The sequence below is a fragment of the Paenibacillus sp. NPDC056933 genome, from assembly GCF_042674385.1.
Taxonomy (GTDB): domain Bacteria; phylum Bacillota; class Bacilli; order Paenibacillales; family Paenibacillaceae; genus Paenibacillus.
Window position 1 is genome coordinate 45,394 of sequence record NZ_JBHUQN010000003.1, and the last position, 11,994, is coordinate 57,387.

The 11,994-nt window shown below is 47.9% G+C and carries 10 protein-coding genes; all 10 read left to right on the top strand.

Going from position 1 to position 11,994, the window contains the following annotated elements; all coding sequences use genetic code 11:
* Positions 1 to 231: 231 nt before the first annotated feature.
* The gene (locus ACFTRD_RS20480) at positions 232 to 1,809 is read left to right on the top strand and encodes an MFS transporter (RefSeq protein WP_379383212.1); all 1,578 of its coding nucleotides are present in this window, start codon (positions 232 to 234) and stop codon (positions 1,807 to 1,809) included.
* Positions 1,810 to 2,063: 254 nt separating this feature from the next.
* Entirely contained in the window at positions 2,064 to 3,098 is a 1,035-nt protein-coding gene (locus ACFTRD_RS20485) for an LCP family protein (RefSeq protein WP_379383214.1), read from the top strand.
* A gap of 185 nt (positions 3,099 to 3,283) precedes the next feature.
* Positions 3,284 to 3,709, top strand: coding sequence for a CBS domain-containing protein (locus ACFTRD_RS20490; protein WP_192272138.1), 426 nt, complete (start codon positions 3,284 to 3,286; stop codon positions 3,707 to 3,709).
* Positions 3,710 to 3,969: 260 nt separating this feature from the next.
* Positions 3,970 to 4,272, top strand: coding sequence for a MazG-like family protein (locus tag ACFTRD_RS20495; RefSeq protein ID WP_024629547.1), 303 nt, complete (start codon positions 3,970 to 3,972; stop codon positions 4,270 to 4,272).
* Positions 4,269 to 5,189, top strand: coding sequence for a DUF2232 domain-containing protein (locus ACFTRD_RS20500; protein WP_379383216.1), 921 nt, complete (start codon positions 4,269 to 4,271; stop codon positions 5,187 to 5,189). Before ACFTRD_RS20495 ends, ACFTRD_RS20500 begins: the two co-directional genes overlap by 4 nt.
* Before the next feature lie 11 nt (positions 5,190 to 5,200).
* Positions 5,201 to 7,189: a DHH family phosphoesterase gene (locus ACFTRD_RS20505; RefSeq protein ID WP_379383218.1), complete on the top strand. Its 1,989-nt coding sequence runs from the start codon at positions 5,201 to 5,203 to the stop codon at positions 7,187 to 7,189.
* Positions 7,186 to 7,629, top strand: coding sequence for a 50S ribosomal protein L9 (gene rplI, locus ACFTRD_RS20510; protein WP_192272132.1), 444 nt, complete (start codon positions 7,186 to 7,188; stop codon positions 7,627 to 7,629). The genes ACFTRD_RS20505 and rplI overlap by 4 nt, the downstream gene beginning before the upstream one ends.
* A 1-nt stretch (position 7,630) precedes the next feature.
* The gene (gene dnaB, locus ACFTRD_RS20515) at positions 7,631 to 8,992 is read left to right on the top strand and encodes a replicative DNA helicase (protein ID WP_024629551.1); all 1,362 of its coding nucleotides are present in this window, start codon (positions 7,631 to 7,633) and stop codon (positions 8,990 to 8,992) included.
* Between the two features lie 443 nt (positions 8,993 to 9,435).
* Positions 9,436 to 10,722: an adenylosuccinate synthase gene (locus ACFTRD_RS20520; protein WP_379383221.1), complete on the top strand. Its 1,287-nt coding sequence runs from the start codon at positions 9,436 to 9,438 to the stop codon at positions 10,720 to 10,722.
* Positions 10,723 to 10,933: 211 nt separating this feature from the next.
* Positions 10,934 to 11,719, top strand: coding sequence for a hypothetical protein (locus ACFTRD_RS20525; protein ID WP_379383223.1), 786 nt, complete (start codon positions 10,934 to 10,936; stop codon positions 11,717 to 11,719).
* The last annotated feature ends 275 nt before the right edge of the window (positions 11,720 to 11,994 follow it).

An 11,994-nucleotide genomic window follows, 5' to 3' on the forward strand; every position in this document is an offset into this window, starting at 1 on the left:
GTAGAGTTAGAGATGAAAGCCGCCCCGCAGGCTATGGTGAATCTGTGGGACGGTTTTATTTTATGGAGCAGGGATTAAACAGATGGGGGTAACATAGTATTGAATTGACATATGGAATGGATTTGCACTAAAATGACCAATGAGTCATAATTATTCAATACAGTTTAATATATATGTAACATTCCAGCCTTACGCTGCTAAATTGCATTTTGATCGGGGAGGAAACATGTGATGCAAAAACAAATGAAATGGCCGCTTATCCTATTTGCTATTGGGGTGTTTATGGCTGCGCTGGATAACGGGATTATTACCTCGTCCCTGACGACTCTAAACGCATCGTTTGAAGTGTCCCCCACGTGGGGAGCATGGACGATCACGCTCTATACGCTCGGACTTGCGGTGAGTGTGCCGATTGCGGGTAAGCTCTCAGACCGTTATGGTCGCAAGAAGCTGTTTCTGATTGAAGTGGCTCTCTTTGGGGTTGGGTCATTGCTTGTAGCACTAAGCACATCATTTACCTTCTTCCTGATCGCTCGTGTCATTCAAGCGTTAGGTGGTGGCGGCATTTTCATTATTGCCAGTTCGTATGTACTGAGTAAGTTCCCCGCAGAACGGCAAGGTACAGCGCTGGGTCTGCTGGGTGGCATGAACGGTGTTGCTGCGATTCTGGGACCGAATATTGGTGCTTTTATTCTGGATATTACAGGGAATTGGCACTGGTTGTTCCTGATCAATGTACCGATTGCCATTCTGCTGTTTATTGCAGGCATCCGCTATATTCATGAAGAGCAGGAACTGAGTCGTGCGGCGGTGGACTGGAGCGGGATTGCGGTTCTGACGCTCGGCGTGCTCAGTCTGATGTATAGCTTCAGCAATCTGGACGGTGTAAATATGCTGCAAAGTCTCGGCTCACCGATGTTCTACGGCTTCTTCCTGGCAGGTGTGGTCATTCTGGTTCTCTTCTACTTTCTTGAAAAAAGACTGGAAGGATCACAACGTGAACCTGTCGTATCCACTCAGCTTCTGGGCATCGCGTCCTTCCGTTGGACACTGCTGATCGCTTTTTTCTCGGGTGCCATTCTCGCATCCGGTTTTGTTGAACAATACCTTGGGGTATCCAACACAGCTTCTGGCTATTGGTTTACACCGCTTGCTCTGGCTTCCGGGATCGGAGCGGGTGGAGGCGGTTATCTTGTGGACCGCAAAGGGCCGATCTGGACGTTATCGGTGGCCGGACTCTTATCCGCTATTGGCTTCCTGTTATTCCCGCTATGGGTTGAGCATATCTGGCAGTTTGTAATTGCGAGCATACTCGTGGGGGTCGGCTTTGGCATGATGCTGGGAGCACCAGTGAACGTGCTGGTTACCGAGCAGGCGGGTGAGGACAACAAGGGTATCGCCGTCGCAACCAGTTCCCTGTTCCGTCAGATGGCTATGGCGATTGCGCCTACCATTTTTGCCGGCTTTCTTGCTCGCTCCTTCTCTAATCTGGGCACGAACATTCAGAGTGGCCTTGCAGATCAGGGCATTCAAGTGCCACCTGAGGTGCTTCAGCAATATGCCTCCGGCGTCAGTGCAGCGTCAGGCAGCGATCTCTCCGGCTTAACAGAAGGTCTGTCTCAAATCCCTGATCCGGGCATTCGGGATGTATTGTTACAAGCCGTTCACCATACGACAGGCCAGGGTTATAGTGGACTGTTCTGGTCGGCAGTCATTTTCAGTATACTCACGCTGGTGGCGGCGCTTATTACAGGACGTCTGCGTCATAACGAGAAGAGGAATCTTGTGGAGACAGCATCAACGAGATAAATGAATAAATAGTTCATATGAATAGAACAGTGCCCTTTTTTGATCCCCAAAAGGATACACTGTTCTGTTCAATTTAACCGTATTGTAACTTTTCATCATCCAGCAATGATTACAATAGAACGAGCGTGAGCGGTATCCTCTTTCAAATAGAGAAAACTTCAGAGGACACCGTGTCATAGGCCATCGCCAAAGTTTAATGATGTTTAGCAGGAATGAAGAGCAATTCATTTTGACAGTGAAGAAGGAATCGATGGATGACAAGCAGAACTAAAGATAAGAAGAAGAAACGAAGAAAAGGTCTATATATAACGCTCGTATCGCTCGTAGTTTTGTTAATCGGGGGCTATTTGTTTCGTCAGCAGCTTGCTGTAGCAGCCTTCGATCTGTTTCTCGCTGGTTCAGTTGAAGATCAGTTGTCCCGTTCCTATGTTCCCCAAGAGGGAAATAATACACCAGACCCTACTGTTTATCGTAAAGAACCGTTCTCGGTGTTGTTACTAGGCTCGGACAAACGTGCCTATGAGAAAACGCGTGGTCGCTCAGATACGGTCATCTATGCCGTTGTTCGTCCGAAAGAATCCCGTGTGCTCCTGGTATCCATTCCTCGTGACACCTATGTGCAGATTGTTGGACGAGATGCCAACAAGGATGGTGAGGATGATTATGACAAGCTCGCGCATGCCTACGCTTTCGGTGGGGAGAATATGTCTATCAATACGGTGGAGAAGTTTCTCAATGCGGATGTAGGTTACTATGCAACGATTAACTTTGACGGGATCAAAAAAGTGGTTGATGCACTTGGCGGCGTGAAGCTGCCCATTGATGAGGACATTGTGAACAAGAACCCGGAACATGTGCAGTTCACGATTGAAGGTGGTAAGCCGATCTACGACGGACAGGAAGCACTATATTATGTACGATACCGTGAGGATAGCGATTTTAATCGGACCAAGCGGCAGCAGATTTTCCTGAATGCGATGGCAAATGAAATGCTTAACCTTAACGCCATCGGTAAAATTCCGGAGTTGATTCAGATTATGGGGGACAGCTTCCAGACGGATATGCAGCCTTCCTTTATTATTGATCTCGCCAAACAGGTACTGACTCAGGAGAAACCGCAAATCTCAAGCTTCACCATTCTGGGCGAGGGGATGCGGAAAGACGGAATTTATTACGGCAAGGCAGATGAGAAAGACGTCCAATATGCCAAAGAGCTGATTAACAACTGGATGGATCAATCGACCCCAGCCGGTGAAGTGATGATTCCTGACCGGCAGCAGATCGAGTAACCAATTCCATACAGACGTTAGGTTTCAGACAACAATCAGCAGTGCGTTTATTGGCGGGCTGCTGTTTTTTTTTACTTTGTAGAAGAAATCATGTCCTTTTGGAACATCTTGCGTTCTGATTCGTACTATGTAAGTTGAGCGAGAAAAGTTGAACGATGAAATTCACAAGGAGGATACGTAAGGGTATGAACATCGCATTTTTTTTGCTGCCCAAACAAGAAGTTACATGTGTAACGTCGGATTCTACTCTGCGGCAAACGTTGGAACGGATGGAATATCATCGGTTTACAGCGGTGCCCATTTTGAATAAGGAAGGCAAATATATCGGCACAGTAACCGAAGGTGACCTGCTGTGGTATATGAAGAACTCTGAGGGAAAGATTTCATTTGAAAACGCTTCAAAATTTCTGCTCAAGGACGTTCCGCTGCGACTCGATATCAAGCCAGTATCCATTGACGCAAATATGGAGGATCTGATCAATCTGGCCAAAGTTCAGAACTTTGTACCAGTTGTTGATGATATGGAGCGGTTCATTGGTATTGTAAGACGGAGTCAGATCATTGAATATTGCGAAGGTATTGTGTCCAAGGAATCCATAAAGGCTAAGTAAGTCGTACAAATTTCATATTTGTTGCCTTATCGCGGATAATCAAAGCCGTCCGGTATCATGTTAAACTTAAGATGAGCTGAACAATAGCGAACTTAAATGAATTTTCTACTAATGAAGAGATGATTTGTTGTACGGGGTTCCCGCAAAGTACCTAGATGAGTCTCGGAGGATGACTCCGCTTTTTGGGGTAATTTTGCGGCCCCCCTTTTTATGCTATAATGGAGAATAAAGCTTTTTCGGGGAGAGTGACTTTCGCCAATATGCCTAAAGAACTGGATGTAGCCAAACGCGCTAAAGTGATTGAATGGCTGAAAACCGAAGTGCTTGATCAGGTATCCCGATTATTCAAAGCGTTGTGGGAAGGCAGTACGACCCGGATCGGGGACAGTCTCGCCAGCTTGATGATGAGTAGTTACATATTGGGCCGCAGGCTCGGTATTCCTTTCAAGGATTTGGATGCACTGCTTGTTGAGAAATTGAAAAAGCATAAACAAGAAGGTCACCAGCTGGAAGACTGGTACCAGGATATTTCCGCGCTAGAAGATCACATGCGTAAGAGGTGAATTTGTTGAAATTTAGCTTTAAATCAGCTGTCTGGAGCGTCGTTTATCTGCTCTTGCTACTTTCGCTGTTAACGCCTTTATCGGTCTTGGCCATATTTTTCATGATGATTCCAGGAGTGATTTTGTTTGCTTCTCTATCGGTGAAATCATTTATATGGCATCTCGTCCCTGTGGCGATTATTTTGACTGTGTTTAGTCCGATTTATCTGTTACTACTGCTATTGTTCACCCTGCCGGCCATCATCATGGGCAATGCGTACAAGAAAAAGAAATCGGCCCTGTTCGCACTAATGGCGGGAAGTGGAGCCATGCTGGCCGAATATCTGCTGCTCCTGTTGATTGGAAGTGTAATCTTCCAATTTGATTTGTCGAGTTATATTGATGATGTGGTCAGGCTGACCATTGAACCTCTGACGAATACATCCAACCAGATGGTGAATGGGTTTGCATGGACACCTGAAATGACTCAGGATGTCGCTCGGCAGACACAACTTATGATTCCATTCGCCTTGGTGGTCACGTCCCTGGTCATGGCTCTAATTACACATTTGATTGCCCGTCCAATTCTGAATGTCATGGGCGTTATTGTACCTAAATTTCCACCTGCGCGTGAATGGCGTATGCCGCGTGCCCTGATCTGGTATTATTTTTTGGCATTGTTGTTCGAAGTTATATCCAGACAGAGTGACGGAACGTACTGGACCATGATTGCCATGAATCTGTCGCCTCTGATTAACCTCGGCTTCATGATTCAAGCCATCGGATTCTTTTTCTTTCTCTCGCATGCAAAGAAATGGAATCCGGTTGTACCGTATTTGCTGGCGGCGGCAGTATTCTTTATCGGACCGCTGCGGATTATCGGGATTATCGATCTGGCGTTCCCGCTTCGCGAGGCAATATCGAAACCAAAACGATAGGGTGATGAGTCATGCCTAAATTTCTCAAGAAACGCTGGCACGGCTACTATACCGTATGGGCGTTCATACTGCTGCTACTGCTTGTTATGTTCGTGACCATCTATAATTGGGAGCTTGGTTTGATTAGTCTGATACTCGCTTCGGCGCTGGGAATCGTCATGATTAAGGCGGAACTCGCGTTCCGCCGTGAGCTTAACGACTATATTAATGGCCTGTCCATCCGGATCAAACGGATGGAGGGGGAAGCGGTCAGCATGCTCCCATTCGGTATTGTGCTGTATAGCGAAGATCGTACGGTAGAGTGGCACAATCGCTTCGTCGCGGACATGTTCCAGGAGAAGTCGATGGTTGGCAATCCGCTGCAAAATTTGTTTCCCAAACTTCCTCAACCAAAAGAGAAGAAGGATGGGTCCAAGGAGCCGTCCAAGGAACTTCATGATGAATTTCAGTTGGACGATCGGTATTATGGAGTTATTCATAATCCGCAGGAGCGGTATGTATATGTATACGAGATTACGGAGCTAGCCATTCTCCGTGACAAATATGAGAATGAACGTATTGCACTGGGCATTTTAGTGCTGGATAACCTGGACGAAGCAGCTCAGGGCATGGACGATCAGCAGCGAACGGCGCTGATTGCTCGTGTGACGAGTGAGATTACATCTTGGGCGAAGCGGTATGAAGTATATCTGCGTCGCCTGTCCTCTGATCGTTACCTCATGATGTTAAACCATAAGTCTTTACAGGAGCTGGAGCAAAGCCGGTTCATCATTTTGGATGAAGTCCGGGAGATGACTGCTGATCTTAAGGTGCCGATGACCCTAAGTGTTGGACTGGCATTCGGTTCGGATAGCATCAGTGAGATGGGTGAACTGGCTCAGTCCAGTCTGGATATGGCACTTGGCCGCGGTGGCGATCAGGCTGCCGTGAAGTCGGGCCAGCGGTTATCCTTTTACGGTGGAAAGTCCAACGCGGTGGAGAAACGTACACGGGTAAGAGCCCGGGTTATTGCCCATGCGTTGCGTGATTTGATGCAAGAGAGCGATCGGGTCATTATCATGGGACACAAAATGCCCGATATGGATGCGATTGGTGCTTCAATCGGGGTATGGAAGGCCGCGAGCTTGTATAACGTGGAGGCACGAATCGTGCTCGACGGACCTAACCCTTCCATTGAACGCCTGATGGAACAGGTGAGCAAGGATGAGAAGTTGTCCAAAGCATTTGTATTACCGGAACAGGCGACCCAGATGATGACAGAGCATACCCTGCTTGTCGTTGTTGATACACACAAAGCATCCATGACAATGGAGCCAAAGCTGGTTCAATCCGCTACACGTGTAGTGGTCGTGGATCACCATCGTCGGGGTGAGGAATTCATCAACGATGCAGTTCTGATCTACCTGGAGCCATATGCTTCCTCGGCAGCAGAACTGGTGACGGAGCTTCTTCAGTATATTCACGACAAGGTGCAATTCACTCCGCTGGAAGCGACGGCGCTATTAGCCGGAATCACGGTGGATACGAAGCATTTTGCACTCCATACGGGTTCGAGAACGTTTGAAGCAGCAGGTTTCCTGCGTCGTAGTGGTGCAGACACCATTATGATCCAGCGGCTGATGAAGGAGGATCTGTCAGAATATATTGCTAAGGCAGAAATCATAAAGCATGCTAAAATGGTATACGGGAACATTGCGCTGGCGGTCACGGACCCTGGCAGCAAGATTCCACAGATGATGATCGCCCAAGTGGCGGACATCTTGCTCAATATGACCGACGTGGTCGCTTCATTTGTCATTAGTGAACGTCCGGATGGGCTGATCGGTATCAGCGCGAGATCACTGGGGCGAATGAATGTTCAGGTGGTTATGGAACGACTGGGCGGTGGCGGGCATTTGACGAATGCTGCCGTGCAGCTTGAAGGAACGCTTGGAGAGGCGGAAAAACGGCTGACGAACGTACTGGCTGAAATCGAAAAGGAAGAGGGTTTGTTCGAATGAAAGTCATTTTTATAAAAGATATGAAGGGTCAAGGCAAAAAAGGACAAGTGAAGGAAGTATCTGAGGGTTACGCACAGAACTTCCTTCTGCCACGGGGAATCGCACGTCCAGCAACAGACGGAAACATGAAAACACTGGATAACCAGAAGGCTGCAGAAGATAGACGCAAACAGGAAGAGAAGGCAGAAGCGGAAGCACTCGCCAAAAAGCTGGAAGCAGAAACAACCGAATTGAAAGCTAAATCCGGCGAAGGCGGTCGTCTGTTTGGTGCAATTACGAGCAAACAAATTGCAGAAGCTCTGGCAGCGAAAGGTCTGAAAGTCGACAAACGCAAAATTGAGCTGGACGAGCCTATTCGCACACTCGGCGTAACGCAAGTCACCGTCAAGGTTCACCCTGAAGTGAAGGCTACCTTGAAGGTACAGGTAACGGAGGAGTAAGATGGGCGGCGAAATGTTATTCGACCGGATTCCCCCACAGAACCTGGAAGCCGAACAGGCTGTGCTGGGTGCAATCCTGTTGCAGGGCGAAGCCCTGATTACAGCGATGGAACGGGTGCAAACCGAGGATTTCTATGATAAACCCCATCAATTAATCTTTGAAGCGATGATCCAGCTTGGCGAGGGAAATCAACCGATTGACCTCGTGACACTGACTTCGCTTCTGAAGGATAAAGGCGAGCTGGAAGACATCGGCGGCGTCAGTTATCTGGCGAAGCTGGCTCATGGTGTACCGACCGCCGCCAACGTGGATTATTACGCGCAGATTATTGAAGAGAAATCCATGCTGCGTCGCCTGATTCGTACCGCTACCCAGATTGTGAGTGAAGGATACACGGGCGGTGAAGATGTTGCGGCTATGCTAGGAGAAGCAGAGCGGCGCATTCTGGAGATTTCCAACCGACGCTCCAGTAGCGGTTTTATAGCCATTCAGGATGTACTGATGGAAGTATTCGATCGGGTAGAGACGCTGCATCAGAACAAGGGCACTACAACGGGCATTCCGTCCGGGTTCATCGATCTGGACAAGATGACCGCGGGATTCCAGCGGAGTGACTTGATCATTGTAGCGGCACGTCCATCTGTAGGGAAGACCGCCTTCGCCCTGAATATTGCTCAGAACGTAGCGATTCGGGCGCAGGAGACGGTTGCGATATTCAGTCTGGAGATGTCAGCCGCACAGCTCGTACAGCGTATGATCTGTGCAGAGGCCAATCTGGATGCGGGTGTTATGCGTATGGGTGACTTCAAAGGTGATGAAGATTGGCAGAAGCTGACGATGGGCATTGCAGCCTTGAACGAAGCAAACATCTACATTGACGATACGCCAGGGATCACCGTGGCTGACATTCGTGCCAAATGCCGCCGTCTCAAGAAAGAGAAAGGCCTTGGCATGATTCTGATTGACTACCTTCAACTGATTAGTGGACGCGGTAAAGCTGGCGAGAACCGTCAACAAGAGGTATCGGAGATCTCGCGTACACTGAAACAGATTGGCCGGGAACTGGAAGTTCCAGTTATTGCCTTGTCTCAGCTGAGCCGGGGGGTAGAGCAGCGTCAGGATAAACGTCCGATGATGAGTGACTTGCGGGAATCAGGTTCGATCGAGCAAGATGCCGACATCGTAGCGTTCCTGTACCGGGATGACTACTATAATCAGGAGACCGAGAAGAAAAACATTATCGAGATTATTATCGCCAAACAGCGTAATGGTCCGGTAGGTACGGTGGAACTGGTCTTCTTGAAAAACTTTAATAAATTCGTTAACTATGAGCGGGCACATAATGATGCCTTTGCCATGTAGGGGACAGGCACTGACTGCTTCGATATGGAAGTGAAATCGTCTGTCCTGGCATCAACCATTAGATCATATGAACTCATAAATACGTTGCGAATACGAGATATAGCGTTGAATTGGAATACGCATGGTATAACCGGGGTTAGCCGTCAAGCAAGCTTTGACTGGCTTCGCCGGTTTTTTGCGTCGGAATTTGGAGTCAATTCCGAACATTAGAGTTTGTCTATATCTAATTGTTCGCCATTTGATTTGACTTTGAAAAAAGGGACTGGTACACTAGTACTGCTGCGTTAAAGCAGCGAAAACCTTCCCTTGGATGTAAATAGAGGGGGATTTTCACTGTCCGTTAGCACGCTTCTCCGCTGGTAATTTCACTTCTAATTCCTGCCGAGATAGAGGACGGACAGACCAATACAAAGGTGCGCAAGGCACCCACGGAGGTATGTACGATGTCAACGGTAGTTGTAGTGGGAACGCAATGGGGAGACGAAGGTAAAGGCAAGATTACGGATTATTTGGCGGAATCCGCAGACGTGGTTGCTCGTTACCAAGGCGGTAATAATGCAGGACACACGATTCTGATCGACAACAAAAAATATAAACTGACGATGATTCCATCGGGTATCTTCTACACGGATAAAGCATGTGTAATTGGTAACGGTATGGTTATCAACCCGAAAGCACTCATCGAAGAAATTAACTATATTCATGACAATGACTTTACGACCAAAAACCTGTCCATCAGCGAACGCGCACACATCATCCTGCCATATCACATGGTATTGGATGCATTGGAAGAAGAGAGCAAAGGCCCGAACAAAATCGGTACAACAGGCAAGGGAATTGGTCCAGCTTACATGGACAAATCAGCCCGTATCGGTATTCGTATGGTTGATCTGCTCGATGCTGAAGAGTTCGAACTGAAGCTGCGTCATTTGGTCAAAGAAAAGAACCGTGTAATCGAGCAAGTCTATGGCGGCGAGCCTGTAGATGTTGAAGAAATTCTGAAAGATTACCTGGGATATGCGGAAATTCTGCGTCCGTATGTACGTGATACATCGGTTGTGCTCAACGAATATATCGATGAGGACAAAAAAGTATTGTTTGAAGGCGCACAAGGCGTTATGTTGGATCTTGATCAAGGAACTTATCCATTTGTTACTTCATCCAATCCGTCTGCAGGTGGCGTATGTATCGGTTCGGGCGTTGGCCCAGCTCGTATCCAGCAGGTTATCGGCGTGGCTAAAGCCTACACAACACGTGTGGGAGACGGTCCTTTCCCGACAGAGCTGCATGATGCAATTGGTGACCAAATCCGCGAAACTGGTCATGAGTACGGTACAGTAACTGGACGTCCGCGCCGGGTTGGCTGGTTCGATAGTGTCGTTGTTCGTCATGCACGTCGTGTTAGCGGAATTACAGGCCTTTCCCTGAACTCCCTGGATGTGATGACAGGCCTGGAAACGGTGAAAATCTGCACGGGATACAAATTCCGCGGTGAGGTTATCACTCACTATCCGGCAAGCTTGAAAATGTTGGCAGAATGTGAAGCGGTATACGAAGAGCTTCCAGGCTGGAGTGAAGATATCACTACGGCGAAGAAGCTGGAAGATCTGCCTGTGAACACACAGAACTATGTGAAACGTGTTTCGGAACTTACAGGCATTCCAATTGCGATCTTCTCTGTAGGCCGTAACCGTGAACAAACGAACCAGGTTCTTCCAATCTACGAGTAATTGAAGAGAAGAAGTGAAGATAGAATTGAACTTTAAGCTGCTGTTGAAGCAGAATAGAGCTCCAGTTGTCGCTTGAATAGCGATGGCTGGGGTTTTTTTCGCATGATACCCTGATAAATCCTCGAATTTCCGTCAATACTGGTTAACAGTAGACTCATAGGCCCTGCATATCGAATGGTATAGGGGGTCGGAAATCGGAGGGAAAACGGGTATGAAGTTGCTTCAATGGTTCATTAAAGTATTGCTTACCGTGCTGCTGGTCAGTTCACTGACTCTGCTGACAACCGGATTAATTGTTCAGTCTTATGTCAAATCGCTGCTGGCGAGTTTCAATATACAGTGGGAGGGCCAGCCAATGGGGTTAACGGCCATGTTTCAGGGGGCACTGGGAGGGAAGTCCGGTGAAGAGAAGAAGCAGGGAACGGGTGGCACGACAGATCAGCCGGCAGGAGCGGAGGAGGAACACGTTCCAGAAGATGCGATATCGGTTATGGGCAACGGGACAGAAAAAGGAGAATCTGGCGACACAGGCAACAGCTCAGGTGAATCTACGGGCTCAGACCAGGGTCATGGAGCAGATTCAGGAACAGACTCTTCGGCTACGGGATCGAGCTCAGAAGGGAACTCAGACAAGGGAACAGACGCGGATGCCAACACAAGTGCAGGTACTGGTTCAGGGACAGCAACGGGTAAAGGTACAGCATCAGGCAACGGAGCTGGTACAAATTCCAATGGTATAGCTTCGTCGGGTAATGATGAGATTGTGGTATCTCCAGATGACATTACTGGTAAGAAGGACAAGCTGCCACTGGAGGAAAAAGAGAAAATATTCAGCCTGTTGATGAACAAACTGCCCCAGAAAGAGATGCAGCAGATCTCAGGCGCTATGGAAGGCGGTCTGACTGAACAGGAGCTGAGCGATATTGAGCAGGTGATCTCCAAGTATCTGACTAGTGAGGAGTATGACAACCTGATGGAGGTCCTTCAAGCTGAGTGAGCCGAGTTACATGCCTGCCATGAATGGATTTTCATATTAGAGTCATTCGATACGGTTGCGTGGAAATCATGTAGGAGAGCAATCTAGCAAGGGTCCCTTGAAGAGTCCACTCGGAAAATAATAGCATAGCGGCAATCCAAAAAAACGTAAAGTCCTTCACCGGATCTGATCTGGTGGGGATTTTTGAATTTGTATTTTTATGAAAATAAAAACAAGTTTCAGTGGGTCTTAGAACCTAGTCTCAAAAAGTGACCAAAAGTACATAGTATGACTGA